We start from the raw sequence: 14,056 nt of genomic DNA on the forward strand, positions 1-14,056 counted from the left end.
TTACCAAATTCATTTGCGCGAACACCCCGGGACATTACTGCGCAGCCCCCCCGTCCTCAAGCCGCCGCAGGCCGGCTGCGGCATCCTGGACAGCCTGCGCCATGGCCATGGCATCCGGCGAAGTACATACCCGCAACGTCTTGCAATTCAAGCCTTTCAATGGCACCGCCACCGCCTCGCTTAGGGCAATCAGGTGCAGATTGGGCGCCTTTGCGCAGAAAACGGCAAACTGCTGCGCGGTCCGGGGCGAAAAAAGCGGCACGATCACGCCGTCTCGCGCTGCAAGTGCCTCAAGCGCCCGGTCATTCAGCGGTTTCAGCTCCTGATGGTAAACGACCTGCTCGCGGCATTCGTTCCCGGCGGCGTTGAGCCGTTGCGCAACCTCACCGCGGGCATGGCTGCCGCGCAGATGCAATAGCGGGCCGGACGGCTTGTTCCGGATGAGGTTCGCGACCAGCTGCTCCGCCGTGGCACCGGCGCAGACAGCCTGCCAGCCCTCGGCCGCGGCAACCCGAGTGGTGCGGGTGCCGACGCAGTAGGCGGGCAGGCGCCTGCTGGTTTCACGTGAAGCGGCCGCCACGCCGTTTGCTGATGTAAAGATTACCGCTTGGGCCGGACCCAGTTCCAGCGGCCTGGCAACCGGTTCGATGGAGATCAGCGGCGCATAGATCACCTCCAGCCCGTCCAGCGCCGCCCCCGGCAGGCTGGCCACGAACCGCTGCGCCGCCTCCAGCGGGCGCGTCATCAACAGGCCCGCCATCGCTTGCTCCCAGTTGTTTGCTCGCCGTTAAGGTGGTAGCCCCGGCGCCAATTCAATGCAACGGTAAGACCATGACTAAGACCCTGACCATACTGGGGCTGGAAAGCAGCTGTGACGACACCGCCGCCGCGGTGGTGCGGCAGGAGAAGGACAGCCGGCCGCAGGTCTTGTCCTCAGTTGTGTTCGGCCAGACCGAGCTGCACAGCGCCTATGGCGGGGTGGTGCCGGAAATCGCCGCCCGCGCCCATGCCGAAAAGCTGGACATCTGCGTCCGGGAGGCGCTGGCCGAGGCGGGCGTGACCCTGGACGGGCTGGACGCGGTGGCGGTGACCGCCGGGCCGGGGCTGATCGGCGGGGTGATGTCGGGCGTGATGTGCGCCAAGGGGATCGCAGCCGCAACCGGACTGCCGCTCATCGGGGTGAACCACCTGGCGGGCCATGCGCTGACACCGCGGCTGACCGACGGCATTGCCTACCCCTACCTGATGCTCCTGGTATCGGGTGGCCATTGCCAGTTCCTGGTTGCGCACGGGCCGGAGCAATTCTCCCGCCTCGGCGGCACCATCGACGACGCCCCGGGTGAGGCCTTCGACAAGACCGCGCGGCTGCTTGGCCTGCCCCAGCCCGGCGGGCCGTCGGTGCAGGCCGAGGCCGAAGGCGGCGACCCCACCCGCTTCCGCTTCCCGCGGCCATTGCTGGACCGGGCGGATTGCAACCTGTCCTTCTCGGGCCTCAAGACCGCACTCCTGCGGATGCGCGACCAGATCGTCGCGGAAAATGGCGGGCTGAAGCGGCAGGACCGCGCCGATCTCTGCGCCGGATTTCAGGCCGCAGTGGCAGATGTGCTGGCGGCCAAGACCCGCCGCGCGCTGGCGCTGTATCTCGAAGAAAGCCCTGCGCAGCCAACCGTGGCCGTGGCCGGCGGTGTGGCAGCCAATACCGCGATCCGCGCCGCGCTGGAGGAAGTATGTGCCGAGGCGGGCGCCGCCTTCACCGCCCCGCCGCTCAGTCTCTGCACGGACAATGCCGCAATGATCGCCTACGCCGGGCTGGAGCGCTACAAGGCGGGCGCACGCGACGGACTTGACCTGACCGCCCGGCCGCGCTGGCCGCTGGACCAGAGCGCCCCGGCACTGATCGGCTCGGGCCGCAAGGGAGCCAAGGCATGAGCGTCGCGGTCCTCGGCTCCGGCGCCTTCGGCACGGCGCTGGCGATCTCGCTGGCTGGCAACGGGCCGGTCACGCTCTGGGCCCGCGATGCGCGGCAAGCGGCGGAAATACAGGCTTCCCGCCGCAACGAGGCGCGGCTGCCCGGTGTGGAATTGCCCGCCGCGCTCACCGTCACGTCCAACCTGGCCGAAGCTGCGCAGGCGCAAACCCTGCTGCTGGCGGTACCGATGCAAAAGCTGCGCGGCGCGCTGGAAGCCCACGCCGGTCAGCTTGGCGGCAAAACGCTGGTCGCCTGTTGCAAGGGGGTCGAACTGAACACCGGCCTCGGTCCGGTTGCGGTGATCCGGCAGGTTCTTCCCAACGCCCGCGCGGCGCTGCTGACGGGCCCGAGCTTTGCTGCCGATATCGCCCGGGGACTGCCTACCGCGCTGACGCTTGCGTGCGAAGACGCCAAGCTGGGCGAAATGCTGCAAGCCGAACTCACCACCTCCAACCTGCGGCTCTACCGCACCACGGACACCATCGGCGCCGAGCTGGGCGGTGCCCTGAAGAACGTGATCGCCATCGGCTGCGGCGCGGTGATCGGGGCAGGCCTCGGCGACAGCGCCCGCGCCGCGCTGATGACCCGCGGCTATGCCGAAATGCAGCGCATGGCGCTGGCCTGCGGCGCCCGGCCCGAAACTCTGGCGGGGCTTTCGGGCTTCGGCGACCTGACGCTCACCTGCAGTTCGGACCTGTCGCGCAACTACCGCCTGGGCTTGTCGATCGGCCGCGGCGAGCCCTTCGATTCGGGCATCACGGTGGAAGGCGCCGCAACCGCGCATGCGGTGGCGGAACAGGCGCGGAAGATGCAGCTCGATATGCCGATAACACAGACAGTAACCCTTTTGCTCGATCAGCGCTTGACGATTGCGGAGGCGGCGGATCAACTGCTTAAAAGACCGTTAAAAGAGGAATAAAATGCTCATCGCCTTGATTGCCCGCGATAAACCCGGCCATTTGCAGACCCGTCTCGACAATCGCGATGCGCACCTTGCCTATATCAAAGCCACCGGCTGCGTTGCCCAGGCGGGCCCGCTCCTGGATCAGGATGGCGAGATGGCGGGTTCGCTTATTATCCTCGACGTCGAGGACATGGCCGCGGGTGAGGAATGGGCGGCGAATGACCCCTACAGCAAGGCGGGCCTGTTCGAGGCGGTGGAACTGATCACCTGGAAGAAGGTCATCGGCTGATGCGCTACTGGCTGTTCAAGTCCGAACCCTCTGCCTGGAGCTGGGACGACCAGATGGCCAAGGGCGACGCGGGGGAGGAATGGGACGGCGTACGCAACTACCAGGCGCGCAATTTCATGCGCGAAATGAAAGTCGGGGACCGCGGCTTTTTCTACCATTCGCAGAAAGAAAAATCCGTGGTCGGCATCGTCGAGGTCTGCGCAGAGGCACACCCGGACAGCACCACCGAAGACGGCCGCTGGGAGTGCGTCGACATCAAGGCGGTGCGCCCCTTCGAGCAAGCGGTGACCCTGGACGGAATCAAGGCTGACCCGCGGCTCCAGGATATGGTTCTGGTCAAAAACTCGCGCCTTTCGGTGCAGCCAGTGACCGAGGAGGAATGGCAGGCGGTCTGTGCGCTGGGGCAGACGGATCCTTCGTGACCCGCCATTCTCGTTGTACTTTCACCGGAGTTATGGAGCTGGCATGGAATTTTTAAGTGTGCTTCTGGCAACCGTTGCAGCCTTTGCGCTGGGGGCGGGCTATTACGGCGCCCTGGCAAAGCCCTGGATGGAAGCCGCCCGCATTCCGCGCGGCCCGGACGGACGGCCCAAGGGCGCGGATGACAAAAAGATCTATGCCATCGCCTTTGTGCTGCAGCTGGTCGTGGCCGGCATGATGCGGCACGTGTTTGCGCTGTCCGGAATCGAGACGCTTGGCGCAGGCCTTGTCGGCGGCGCCGGGGTTGGCTTGTTTTTCATAAGCCCCTGGCTTGCGCTCAACAATCTCTATGGCATGCGCCCGGCGAAATTGACGCTGATCGACGGCGGTTATGCGGCGCTGGCCTGTGCAGTAATGGGATTGGTGCTGACGCTGTTTTGACCGGCGGAACCGCAGCTTCCAAAAGCGAAGCGGCGTTTAAGTCTCGGCCCAAAATTTGCCCGGTGCGGCCGTAGAGAGCGTGGAAACGAAAAAGGGAAGATCCCGGGGATACCCAGGACCTTCCCTTCCACCCCGCGTGCTCCTATCCACCACACGCGTATGAAAATCTGGTTCCTGGCCATCCTGGCCGGTGCCCTTAGATATAGACGCCCGGTGGTTGATTCCGCAAAGCAATAACCCGGACAATCCTCATCAAATCGGATACGCCCGCCGCGGGGCGCTCTCCGCGGCGGAACTTCCCGGCTCAGCCGTAGACCGATTCTTTTCCGAAATGGCGGGTGAGCAGATAGTAGATTACGGCGCGGTACTTGTTGCGCTCCGAACGGCCGTAGGTCTCCACCGCCTGATCGATAGCCTGCATCAATTCTGGACCATCCGCCAAGCCCAGCTTCTTGATCAGGAAGTTGTTCTTCACGGTTTCCAGCTCGCCGGGCTGGCTGGAGGCAACGGTAGCGGCATCCGCGTCATAGATCGACGGGCCGCAGCCGATGGTAACCTTGGTGAGCAGGCCGATGTCCGGCTCCACCCCGCATTTGGTTTTCAGGTCCTCTGCATACTTTGCGATCAGCTCATCCCGCTTTCCCATAAAATACCCTCCTTTTCTCAATAACCAGCCCCGGGCGGGCCTGCCAGAATACATCCATCCTATAGGCGCGCCGCAGCCCATCAAGCGGGGATCTTCCGGCCGCCGGAGACATCCGGACCGCGACAGCCAAAAAAGGGCGCCCCGGAAGGGACGCCCCGAAACTGCTGCGTGACAGCAGTTACAGATGCTTCGCCAGCTTCTCGTCTTCCGGCAGCGGCGAAATCTGGCTCTCGTCCACTTCCGCCATTGCCTTCAGATTGGCTTCGGTCTGCGCGCTCAACTGCAGCTGTTCGTCTTCGATCAGCTTGAAGTCCTCCAGCGGGATGGCAACGGTGTGCTCGCCCATCCCAAGGAAGCCGCCGACGCCGACCACACCAGCCAGCTTGCCGCCCTGCTTGATCACATAGTCAATCTCGCCAACGTCGTTGCCGTCAGCGCTGAGGACCTTTTTGCCTGTCAGTTCGCCAGCAGTCATATTGGCAAGATCGAGATCGGCACCGGCCGCTGCGGAGGAATCCGCAAGTCCGGTTTCGACATCGGTTGCCGCATCGGCTTCGGCCGTGGTGCCGCCTTCATAGGAAGTCGAGCCCGGCTCAGCAGTGATATCCGTACCGGCGTTTGCTTCGGCCTCTGCCATGGCGCCCTGGCCTTCGACTGCGCCCTGAAGGTTTCCTTCGGTCTGCAGGGAGCCGGCCGGAGCAGCCTCCTGGCTCACGTCAGCGCTCAGATCGCTGGAAGCGGCAAGAGCAGGACCCGCGATCAGCGCGGCAGCGGTCACGGAAGCCAGGATACGGGCCTTGGTTTTCAGCGCGGTCATCATCGGTAGAACTCCTTCTGTTGCGATTACCGTCCCCCACCCAACGTCTGGGTCCGGGCAGCGTTCCTGCGGGTTTCGCGCCCCGTCCGGGCAGCAAGCGGGTTCCTGCCACCTCGGATTGCCGCGCCGCGCAGGTTCCCGCCGGCCGCCGCAAAATCGCGAAAGGCCCCGCCGTGGGCGGGGCCTTCTGCCAATTCCTGCGTCTGCGTCCGCTCAGTAGCGGTAATGTTCGGGTTTGAACGGGCCTTCCGGCGTCACGCCGATATAGGCGGCCTGCTCAGATGACAGCTGGGTCAGCTTAACGCCGATGCGGTCCAGGTGCAGGCGGGCGACCTTCTCATCGAGATGCTTGGGCAGGATGTATACCTTGTTCTCGTATTTATCACCGCGGGTCCAAAGCTCGATCTGCGCCAGAACCTGATTGGTGAAAGAGGCCGACATCACGAAGGAAGGATGGCCGGTCGCGTTGCCGAGGTTCAGCAGGCGGCCTTCGGACAACAGGATGATACGGTTGCCCGAGGGCATCTCGATCATGTCCACCTGTTCCTTGATGTTGGTCCACTTGTGATTGCGCAGATTGGCGACCTGGATTTCGTTGTCGAAATGGCCGATGTTGCCGACAATGGCCATGTCCTTCATCTCGCGCATGTGCTCGATGCGGATCACGTCCTTGTTGCCGGTTGTGGTGATGAAGATGTCAGCGGTGGCCACGGCATCTTCCAGCAGAACCACTTCAAAGCCGTCCATCGCCGCCTGCAGGGCGCAGATCGGGTCGGCCTCAGTCACCTTCACCCGGGCGCCGGCGCCGCGCAGGGAGGCGGCGGAGCCTTTGCCTACGTCGCCATAGCCGCAGACCACGGCAACCTTGCCGGCCATCATGGTGTCAGTCGCGCGGCGGATGCCGTCGACCAGCGATTCCTTGCAGCCGTACTTGTTGTCGAACTTCGACTTGGTGACGCTGTCGTTCACGTTGATCGCCGGGAAGGGCAGCTCGCCCTGTTTCACCAGTTCATAAAGACGGTGCACGCCGGTGGTGGTCTCCTCGGAAACGCCCTTGATCGCGTCGCGGGTCTTGGTGAACCAGCCCGGGGAGGTTTCCATGCGCTTCTGGATCTGCGCCTTGATCACGGCTTCTTCCTCGGACTGCGGAACCGGGATGATTTCCTCACCGGCTTCGGCACGGGCGCCCAGCAGCACATAGAGCGTCGCGTCGCCGCCATCGTCGAGGATCATGTTGGCGCCCTCAGGGAACTGGAACGAGCGGTCGAGGTAATCCCAATGCTCCTCCAGCGACTGGCCCTTGATGGCGAAGACCGGGATGCCCGCCTCGGCAATGGCGGCGGCGGCGTGGTCCTGAGTGGAGAAAATGTTACAGGATGCCCAGCGCACGTCAGCGCCCAGCGCTACCAGTGTTTCGATCAGTACTGCGGTCTGGATCGTCATATGCAGCGAACCGACAATGCGCGCGCCCTTCAGCGGCTTGCTGTCGCCATATTCCGCGCGCAGCGCCATCAGGCCCGGCATCTCGGTTTCGGCGATGTCCAGTTCCTTGCGGCCATAACCGGCCAGCGCGATATCCTTGACGATGTAATCCCCGGCCATGTGTTGCTCCATATCGGTTGCGGGACGAATTGGAGCTTGGCCTAGCACCGCAGGCGTTTACATTCAACGAAGATGGCGGCAGCCGGGCCGCCCTGGCCGGGAAGGGGCCGGGAGGAGCGAGCTGCGCAGTACCCGTAAATCAGCTTGGCGTGCCAAGGTCGGCCACCTCGGTGGCCGGGATATGGAAGAACTCGGAGCCGGTTGCCACCACGCAGCTGATCCCGTTTGCATGGGTGACAAGGACCGTGAAGGTGCCGGTTTCTTCCGAGGCCCAGACCTCCAGAATGGTGGCGGCGGGCCGGGTCCGCTGCAATCCGCCTACAGTAAGCCGTTCGGAATAGCCGCTTTCCAGCTTTCGAACCATCAATTCGCGGTCTCCGCAGCTGGCGGCAAACGCCGGCGGCGCAGTAGCCGCCATGCCAAATACGAGGCCGATTCCCAATACGCGCTTGAACATGACTGTCTCCTTTCCTGTGCGCGGTACATCAGGGAAGGGACTGCCATTTGGGGGGCAGTGCCCCTCACCTACACATAATATTGGGTCTGCGGAGCGCATTTCAATTTCACGGGCAGTAAATACAGTGTTTCCGCGTGTGTCCGGCCGGCAGGGAACCCGGTGCTCCTGCGGCATTGCCCGGCCGCGCAACAGCGGATACTCAGGGGGAAAATTGCTGCGACAGGAGGGGCGCATGCCCGCAAGACCTGCCCGCGCCTGGCAGCGCATGCTGTCGGGTCGGCGTCTCGACCTGCTGGACCCGACGCCGATGGATATCGAGATCGAGGATATCGCCCGCGGACTTGCTTTCGTGGCGCGCTGGAATGGTCAGACCAGCGGCGATTACGCCTATTCGGTGGCCGAGCATTCGCTGCTGGTGGAAGCGCTGTTTGCCCGGATGAACCCCAATGCGCCGGTCCGCTGGCGGCTGGCGGCGCTGTTGCATGATGCACCGGAATACGTGATCGGCGACATGATCTCGCCGGTGAAGGCTGCCGTCGGCCCCGGCTACGGCGAGCTGGACCGGCGGCTGTCTGCGGCGATCCATCTGCGCTTTGGCCTGCCTGCTGCTCTTCCCAAAACTGTGAAGGCGCAGATCAAACGCGCCGACAAGGTGAGCGCCTGGATGGAGGCGGTGCAGATCGCGGGCTTTTCGGAGGCCGAGGCCAGCCGTTTCTTCGGCCGCCCGCGGCCCGAGCTGATGGAGGGGCTTGCGATCGTGCTACGCCCGCCGATGGAGACGCGGGCGGCGCTGCTGGCGCGCCATGCGGAACTGCTGGGCGAGATGTAATGCGCGGCTCGCGCCTCAGCCCTGCGTCTCGGCCTTCTGCGCCCGGCGCGCACGCCGCAAGGCGCGGACGCGCTGCCGCTTGGCCTCCGGCGCCTCGGTAAAATTGCTGTTGCCGCCCAAGCCCTTGGCTTCAAGCACCTGCTGACGGTCAGCCTCGCTCATCTCCGGCCACTTGGCCTCCCGGGAGATGAACCCCTGCGCCGCCAGCGCCCTGCCGATCGCCGCCAGGTCCAGCTCGCCAAAACTGAGCCGGCTGGACTTCTGCTTGTGCGCAGGCACCCACTCGGTGCGCAGCGCATCGATCACCAGCGGTTCGCAGCGGCAGAAATGCGCGACGTGATCGGCCAGCAGGTTGTTTGCGCCGGCCTGCCGCCGCAGCACCATCGCCACCTTCTGATCGGGCCGCCCCACCATCGCGTAGAGATGCAGCGCCGAGCCGTCGGCCGCCACCACCTTCCGTGCCGCCTTGTAGCGGGCAAGCTGGGTGCGCAGGCTGTGCTCTTGCGGGTGGAAAATCTCGTAGCCTTCAGCGCGCAGCAGCTCCTCCATCTGCTCCTCCCCCAGGAGCCCGCCTTTGCCGAGCCCCAGTTTCGAACGCGAGATGTAAATCTTCTCCGGCCCTTCGCCTGCCACGCCGCGGGCAAAGCGGCTGTGCATCGCGGTGCGGAATTTGCGGGTGCCCGCAGTGATCCTGCCCAGGCCGAACCCCTGCCCCGGCACCACCAGCTCCTCCACCTGCAGTGCGTGGTCCGCGACCTTCAGCGGCAGATCCGGCGCCATAAGTCCAAGGAATTCATGCTGGAATCCGCGCGTCCCGTCCCCGGTAGAGGGACGTTTCGGGATGAACAGGATACCGTCCACCGGCTGATCCAGATAGGCCAGCGCCCAAAGCCGGGAGGAGCTCTCCACCAGGAAATGCCCGAAATGCGCCCAAAGCACCCCGCCCCAGAGCCAGCGGCCCGGCAGCCGGTCTACTCCGCTGCCCGGTTGCGGCGGGCAGGTGGTGATCGGCCGGTACCGCCGCCAGAGCGCACCTTCGGCACAGTAGCGCCCATCGGCGTGCAGCACCCCTGCGGGCTGAACGAAGGCGCTTTCGGCAGGCGGCACCACATAGGCGCCGGCAAGGGTGGAGATGCCCTCCGACCAGCCGCCCTCGGGCAGCGGCTGGTGTTCCGGGCTGGACACGTCCGGCTGCTGCACCCGGGCTTACCGCGGGCTGCGCTTGGCCAGGATGCGCTGCAGCGTGCGACGGTGCATGTTAAGCCGCCGCGCGGTTTCCGAGACGTTGCGGTCGCAGAGCTCATAGACCCGCTGGATATGCTCCCAGCGCACCCGGTCGGCGCTCATCGGGTTCTCGGGCGGCGGCGGCAGCTCGTCGTCGCTTGCCAGCAGCGCGTTCATGATGTCGGTCGCATCGGCCGGTTTCGACAGGTAGTCAGTGGCCCCGATCTTTACCGCAGCCACCGCGGTGGCAATCGCGCCATACCCAGTCAGCACCACCACCCGGCTATCGGGGCGTTTCTCGCGCAGCACTTCCACCACGTCGAGACCGTTGCCGTCCTCCAGCCGCAAATCCACCACCGCATAGGCGGGCGGGCGCGCAGTGGCGATGGCGCTGCCCGCGGCAACCGAGTCCGCGGTCTCCACCTCGAAGCCGCGCTTTTCCATTGCCTTTGCAAGCCGCCGCAGGAAAGGCTCGTCATCATCGACCAGCAGCAGCGTGTTGTCTGATCCGATGTCCTGCAAAGCAATCTCCGCCATGCCCGGTCCTCCCCCGAAATTCATTGTGCAAGGCAGAATATGACCGGGGAGCCGGAAAGGTCAAACGGCTAAGATGCCTCAGCTATTCTCGATGTAGCAGGCGGTCTTTCCGGCGATCTGCTCGGCGGTCTCGTCGCGGCGGAAAAACTCGACAAAGCCTTCCTCCGGCAGGACGAGGTAGGAGAAAGTGGAGTGGTCGACCAGGTAGTAGTCGTCGTCGCCGCTGTTCTTCTTGTAGTAGGTTTTGTAGGCTTTGCTGGCGGCTTTGATCTGCTCGGGCGAGCCGGTGAGCCCAATCATCTTCTCATGCAGATTGCCGGCAAAATCGCCTACCGCTTCCGGCGTGTCGCGCTCTGGATCGACCGAGATGAACACCGGCGTCACGCTGTAGCCGCGCTCGGCCAGCAGGTCCACCGCATCGGCATTGCGGGCGGAATCCATCGGGCAGACGTCAGGGCAGAAAGTATAGCCGAAGTAGACGATCGAGGGTTCGGTGATCACGTCCTTGTCGGTGACCGTCTCGCCCTTGGCGTTGACCAGCTCGAAGGCGCCGCCGATGGCAGCGGTGCCGCCGGCGATCTGGCTGCTGCGGCATTGTGCGTATCTGTCGCCGCCGCTGCCGCCGCGCGTCAGATACCAGGCGCCCCCGACTAGGGAAGCGACAAACAGGGCGGCAAGAAGGGCATAAAGGCGCGTCATAGGATCACACTTTGCGGCTAGAAGGGTTGTTGATCGTTCCGGGCGCCAGACCTATCAAGAAAACAACCCGTTGCAACTGTTGCACGGGGTCACATCTGCGGGAGCAGGCGCAAAGATGAGCGATCGCGACATTTGGCTGGCGGCCAGCCGGCCCGGCAGCCACTGGATCCGCCTGCGGACCCTGATCCTGTTGCGCTGGGTGGCAATTGCCGGCCAGCTCATCGCGATAACCGTAGCCCAGCAGATGTACAGCCTGCGGCTGGAATTGGAGCTCTGCTACCTGGCGGTGGGCATCTCGGTGGCGGGCAATCTGCTGCTGATTTTCTTCTTTCCCGAAAACCGGCGGCTGACGGACTTCGAGAACTTTCTGATGGTGCTCTTTGATCTCTTGCAGCTGGCCTTCCTGCTCTACCTCACCGGCGGGCTCAACAACCCGTTTGCGCTGCTGGTGCTGGGGCCGGTCACCATCTCGGCGGCGGTGATGCGGCTGCGCCAGACTCTGGTCATCGGCGCCACCGCGGTCATCCTCGTGACCCTGATGGCCGAGTTCCACCTCCCCCTGCGCACCGAACAGGGGTTCGTATTGCGGGTGCCGGACATCTTCATCTTCGGCAACTGGACCGCCATCGTCATCGCCATCCTGTTCATCGGCGGCTATTCCTTCCGCGTCAGCAACGAGATGCGCTCGATGTCCGAAGCGCTGAGCGCCACCCAGCTGGCGCTGTCGCGGGAGCAGAAGCTCACCGACCTGGGCGGTGTGGTGGCCGCGGCCGCGCATGAGATGGGTACGCCGCTGGCAACGATAAAGCTGGCCAGCGCCGAACTCATCGACGAGCTCGGCGACCGCCCGGACCTGCGCGAGGACGCCGCCTTGATCCGGGAACAGGCTGACCGCTGCCGCGACATCCTGCGCGGCATGGGCCGGGCCGGCAAGGACGACCTCCACCTGCGCCAGGCGCCCTTCTCCACCGTTGTGAACGAGGCCGCGGAGCCGCACATGCAGCGCGGCAAGGCGGTGCTCTACCACGAAGGCCCGCTGGAAGGCGGCGACTTCCAGCAGCCCACCGTGCAACGCATGCCCGAGATCATCCATGGGCTGCGCAATCTGGTCCAGAACGCGGTGGATTTCGCCAAGTCCACAGTGTGGATCGACGCGGCCTGGAACGACAACCGCATTACCCTTCGGATCTGCGACGACGGCCAGGGCTACCCGCCGCAGATGCTGGGACGGATCGGCGATCCCTTCATGCGGCGGCGGCGCAGCGAAAGCGACAGCCGCCTGCGCCCGGAGTACGAAGGCATGGGGCTGGGATTGTTCATCGCCAAAACTCTTCTGGAGCGCACTGGCGCGCAGCTGCGCTTTGCAAATGGCTCCGACCCCTTTCAGACGCTCTGCCCCTACGGCGACCGCTGCGGTGCCATCGTCGAGGTCTCCTGGCCGCGCAGCGCCATTGATGCCCAGGCGGCGGACAGCGCCGAGGGCGGCGGCAGCAGCAAGGGCGGCCGGCAGGGGCTTGGCGAGAACAAACCGATAGAATTTTAACTATTCATTTTTCGGCAACCAATTAAACTTGATTTAACCTTTTCTGATGAACCATGCGGAAAAACGATAGCTAACCGAGGCAGGACGACATGCAGGACATCGTTTCGATCGAATGGTTTGTACTGGCGGCACTGTGCGCCGCCACCGCAGCCGCCGCCGTCTGGTGGCTGTCGCCGCCGCAGCGCCGCCACGGGCTGGAGCAGGACCTGCTTGCCAGCGACGGGCGTACCGATGCGGTGTTCCTGTTCGACGACACCACGCTGATCGGCTGGTCCTCGGGTGCGCGCAAGTTTATCGGAGACCAGGCCGACAATTTCAGCTGGAGCATGCTCCGCGACCAGCTCGCGCGCAGCTACCCCGGCCTGCCTCAATCGCCCGGCTTTCTCAAGGACGTGGGCCCGCTGGTGCTCTCCGGCACCGCCAATGCCGAAAGCCGCGAGGCGCATTGCGAATGGATCGACGGCGTGACCCGGGTGCAGCTGCGCCGCAGCACGCTGGAAGAGCAGAACAAGTCTCTGGACCAGGAGCTTACCACCCTGCGCGCCGCGGTGCATCAGGCACCCTACCCCGTCTGGCTGCAATCGGACGAAGGCCATGTCACCTGGACAAACCTCGCGTATGACAACCTCAGCCAGAAGATCCGCGGCCGCGATGCCGATTTTGCCGAACCGCTGTTTGCCGACCTCGAGGACCCGATGGCCAGCGGCAAACCCGAGCGCATCTCGATCCCGCTGCCGGAGACGAAGAAGAAGCTGTGGTACAACATCTCAACCACAGAGACGGAGGCCGGCTGGCTGTGCCACGCGGTCGACGTGAACGCGGTGGTCGACGCGGAGATCGCCCAGCGCAACTTTGTGCAGACCCTGGCCAAGACCTTTGCCCAGCTGTCGATCGGCCTGGCGATCTTTGACCGCAACCGCCAGCTGGTGCTGTTCAACCCGGTGCTGATCGACCTCACCGCACTGCCCGCGAACTTTCTGTCGTCGCGGCCCAACCTGCTCACCTTCTTTGACCGGCTGCGCGACCAGCGCATGATGCCGGAGCCCAAGAACTACTCGAGCTGGCGCCATCAGATGGCCGATGTTCTGGAAGCCGCCGCCGAAGGCCGCTACCAGGAGACCTGGTCGCTGCCCTCGGGCTCGGTCTACAAGGTTTCCGGCCGGCCGCATCCCGATGGCGCCATCGCCTTCCTGTTCGAGGACATCACCGCCGAGATCACCCTCACCCGCCAGTTCCGCTCCGAGCTGGAGATGGGCCAATCGATCATGGACCAGATGGACGAGGCGATTGCGGTCTTTGCCGGCGACGGCACCATGAGCTTCTCCAACCAGGCCTATCACGAACTGTGGCGGATGGACCCGGAGACCAGCTTTGCCAAGGTTTCCATCATGGACGCAAGCCGGGTCTGGCAGGACACCTGCGCGCCGACCCCGGCCTGGGGTGAGATCCGCGATTTCACCGCCGGCGGTGAGGCGCGCGAGCCTTGGTGGTGCAAGGTGCAGCTCCGCGACGGCACACCGCTGATCTGCAAGGTCTCCGCGATCCAGAACGGCGCCACCATGGTGAGCTTCCGCCAGCCCGAAACCGTGGCCGCCCCGGCCGCGCAGGAGCGCTTTCCCGCGGCCGGCCAGGGCTGACCGGAAACCGGCTTGCGGCGGCTTCGCCGCAGCGGCATTCTA

Annotated in this window: 16 protein-coding genes; 8 read left to right on the forward strand and 8 right to left on the reverse strand. The window is 64.7% G+C overall.

The window, feature by feature from the left end; all coding sequences use genetic code 11:
• Window positions 1-34 precede the first annotated feature (34 nt).
• Window positions 35-760: a uroporphyrinogen-III synthase gene (locus tag ACOHWE_RS06215; RefSeq protein ID WP_420665006.1), complete on the reverse strand. Its 726-nt coding sequence runs from the start codon at window positions 758-760 to the stop codon at window positions 35-37.
• 71 nt (window positions 761-831) lie between these two features.
• Between ACOHWE_RS06215 and tsaD the strand changes: the two genes are divergently transcribed.
• The 5 genes from tsaD to ACOHWE_RS06240 are packed head-to-tail and all read left to right on the forward strand — an operon-like array spanning window position 832 to window position 4,023.
• The gene (gene tsaD / locus ACOHWE_RS06220; RefSeq protein ID WP_420665008.1) at window positions 832-1,929 is read left to right on the forward strand and encodes a tRNA (adenosine(37)-N6)-threonylcarbamoyltransferase complex transferase subunit TsaD; all 1,098 of its coding nucleotides are present in this window, start codon (window positions 832-834) and stop codon (window positions 1,927-1,929) included.
• On the forward strand, window positions 1,926-2,888 hold the full coding sequence (locus ACOHWE_RS06225; RefSeq protein ID WP_420665009.1) for an NAD(P)H-dependent glycerol-3-phosphate dehydrogenase: 963 nt from the start codon (window positions 1,926-1,928) through the stop codon (window positions 2,886-2,888). The genes tsaD and ACOHWE_RS06225 overlap by 4 nt, the downstream gene beginning before the upstream one ends.
• A gap of 1 nt (window position 2,889) precedes the next feature.
• Entirely contained in the window at window positions 2,890-3,162 is a 273-nt protein-coding gene (locus ACOHWE_RS06230) for a YciI family protein (RefSeq protein WP_420665011.1), read from the forward strand.
• Window positions 3,162-3,584, forward strand: a complete 423-nt coding sequence (locus tag ACOHWE_RS06235; protein WP_420665013.1) for an EVE domain-containing protein — start codon at window positions 3,162-3,164, stop codon at window positions 3,582-3,584. Before ACOHWE_RS06230 ends, ACOHWE_RS06235 begins: the two co-directional genes overlap by 1 nt.
• A 43-nt stretch (window positions 3,585-3,627) precedes the next feature.
• On the forward strand, window positions 3,628-4,023 hold the full coding sequence (locus ACOHWE_RS06240; RefSeq protein WP_420665015.1) for a DUF1761 domain-containing protein: 396 nt from the start codon (window positions 3,628-3,630) through the stop codon (window positions 4,021-4,023).
• Between the two features lie 304 nt (window positions 4,024-4,327).
• Here the strand turns inward: ACOHWE_RS06240 and ACOHWE_RS06245 are convergent, their stop codons facing one another.
• From ACOHWE_RS06245 to ACOHWE_RS06260, 4 genes are all read right to left on the reverse strand, one after another.
• A complete protein-coding gene (locus ACOHWE_RS06245) occupies window positions 4,328-4,669 on the reverse strand; it encodes a DUF2853 family protein (RefSeq protein ID WP_420665017.1) in 342 nt (113 codons plus the stop codon).
• Between the two features lie 178 nt (window positions 4,670-4,847).
• The gene (locus ACOHWE_RS06250; RefSeq protein ID WP_420665018.1) at window positions 4,848-5,486 is read right to left on the reverse strand and encodes a PRC-barrel domain-containing protein; all 639 of its coding nucleotides are present in this window, start codon (window positions 5,484-5,486) and stop codon (window positions 4,848-4,850) included.
• A gap of 213 nt (window positions 5,487-5,699) precedes the next feature.
• Window positions 5,700-7,088: an adenosylhomocysteinase gene (gene ahcY, locus ACOHWE_RS06255; protein WP_420665020.1), complete on the reverse strand. Its 1,389-nt coding sequence runs from the start codon at window positions 7,086-7,088 to the stop codon at window positions 5,700-5,702.
• 139 nt (window positions 7,089-7,227) lie between these two features.
• Window positions 7,228-7,545 carry a hypothetical protein gene (locus ACOHWE_RS06260; RefSeq protein WP_420665021.1) on the reverse strand — a complete coding sequence of 106 codons (318 nt, stop codon included), beginning with the start codon at window positions 7,543-7,545 and terminating at the stop codon, window positions 7,228-7,230.
• A gap of 232 nt (window positions 7,546-7,777) precedes the next feature.
• Between ACOHWE_RS06260 and ACOHWE_RS06265 the strand changes: the two genes are divergently transcribed.
• Window positions 7,778-8,374: an HD domain-containing protein gene (locus tag ACOHWE_RS06265; RefSeq protein ID WP_420665023.1), complete on the forward strand. Its 597-nt coding sequence runs from the start codon at window positions 7,778-7,780 to the stop codon at window positions 8,372-8,374.
• Between the two features lie 15 nt (window positions 8,375-8,389).
• Here the strand turns inward: ACOHWE_RS06265 and ACOHWE_RS06270 are convergent, their stop codons facing one another.
• The 3 genes from ACOHWE_RS06270 to ACOHWE_RS06280 all read right to left on the reverse strand — a co-directional run bounded on the left by ACOHWE_RS06270 (window position 8,390) and on the right by ACOHWE_RS06280 (window position 10,834).
• Window positions 8,390-9,559 (reverse strand): glycosyltransferase 61 family protein, encoded by a 1,170-nt coding sequence (locus tag ACOHWE_RS06270; RefSeq protein WP_420665024.1) that lies wholly within the window; start codon window positions 9,557-9,559, stop codon window positions 8,390-8,392.
• Between the two features lie 21 nt (window positions 9,560-9,580).
• A complete protein-coding gene (locus tag ACOHWE_RS06275; RefSeq protein ID WP_420665025.1) occupies window positions 9,581-10,135 on the reverse strand; it encodes an ActR/PrrA/RegA family redox response regulator transcription factor in 555 nt (184 codons plus the stop codon).
• A 78-nt stretch (window positions 10,136-10,213) separates the two neighbouring features.
• The gene (locus tag ACOHWE_RS06280; RefSeq protein ID WP_420665027.1) at window positions 10,214-10,834 is read right to left on the reverse strand and encodes an SCO family protein; all 621 of its coding nucleotides are present in this window, start codon (window positions 10,832-10,834) and stop codon (window positions 10,214-10,216) included.
• Between the two features lie 115 nt (window positions 10,835-10,949).
• On the opposite strand from ACOHWE_RS06280, the gene regB reads away from it, so the two are divergent.
• Complete coding sequence (gene regB / locus ACOHWE_RS06285) at window positions 10,950-12,377, forward strand: sensor histidine kinase RegB (RefSeq protein ID WP_420665029.1); 1,428 nt, start codon at window positions 10,950-10,952, stop codon at window positions 12,375-12,377.
• Between the two features lie 89 nt (window positions 12,378-12,466).
• A complete protein-coding gene (locus tag ACOHWE_RS06290) occupies window positions 12,467-14,014 on the forward strand; it encodes a PAS-domain containing protein (RefSeq protein WP_420665030.1) in 1,548 nt (515 codons plus the stop codon).
• The last annotated feature ends 42 nt before the right edge of the window (window positions 14,015-14,056 follow it).

The sequence above is a fragment of the Cribrihabitans neustonicus genome (genome assembly GCF_048820895.1).
Classification (GTDB): Bacteria; Pseudomonadota; Alphaproteobacteria; order Rhodobacterales; family Rhodobacteraceae; genus Cribrihabitans_A; species Cribrihabitans_A neustonicus.

Coding starts and splice junctions, on each gene's coding strand:
- ACOHWE_RS06215 (WP_420665006.1), bottom strand. CDS start 760: ATGGCGGGCCTGTTGATGACGCGCCCGCTGGAGGCGGCGCAGCGGTTC.
- tsaD (WP_420665008.1), top strand. CDS start 832: ATGACTAAGACCCTGACCATACTGGGGCTGGAAAGCAGCTGTGACGAC.
- ACOHWE_RS06225 (WP_420665009.1), top strand. CDS start 1,926: ATGAGCGTCGCGGTCCTCGGCTCCGGCGCCTTCGGCACGGCGCTGGCG.
- ACOHWE_RS06230 (WP_420665011.1), top strand. CDS start 2,890: ATGCTCATCGCCTTGATTGCCCGCGATAAACCCGGCCATTTGCAGACC.
- ACOHWE_RS06235 (WP_420665013.1), top strand. CDS start 3,162: ATGCGCTACTGGCTGTTCAAGTCCGAACCCTCTGCCTGGAGCTGGGAC.
- ACOHWE_RS06240 (WP_420665015.1), top strand. CDS start 3,628: ATGGAATTTTTAAGTGTGCTTCTGGCAACCGTTGCAGCCTTTGCGCTG.
- ACOHWE_RS06245 (WP_420665017.1), bottom strand. CDS start 4,669: ATGGGAAAGCGGGATGAGCTGATCGCAAAGTATGCAGAGGACCTGAAA.
- ACOHWE_RS06250 (WP_420665018.1), bottom strand. CDS start 5,486: ATGACCGCGCTGAAAACCAAGGCCCGTATCCTGGCTTCCGTGACCGCT.
- ahcY (WP_420665020.1), bottom strand. CDS start 7,088: ATGGCCGGGGATTACATCGTCAAGGATATCGCGCTGGCCGGTTATGGC.
- ACOHWE_RS06260 (WP_420665021.1), bottom strand. CDS start 7,545: ATGTTCAAGCGCGTATTGGGAATCGGCCTCGTATTTGGCATGGCGGCT.
- ACOHWE_RS06265 (WP_420665023.1), top strand. CDS start 7,778: ATGCCCGCAAGACCTGCCCGCGCCTGGCAGCGCATGCTGTCGGGTCGG.
- ACOHWE_RS06275 (WP_420665025.1), bottom strand. CDS start 10,135: ATGGCGGAGATTGCTTTGCAGGACATCGGATCAGACAACACGCTGCTG.
- ACOHWE_RS06280 (WP_420665027.1), bottom strand. CDS start 10,834: ATGACGCGCCTTTATGCCCTTCTTGCCGCCCTGTTTGTCGCTTCCCTA.
- regB (WP_420665029.1), top strand. CDS start 10,950: ATGAGCGATCGCGACATTTGGCTGGCGGCCAGCCGGCCCGGCAGCCAC.
- ACOHWE_RS06290 (WP_420665030.1), top strand. CDS start 12,467: ATGCAGGACATCGTTTCGATCGAATGGTTTGTACTGGCGGCACTGTGC.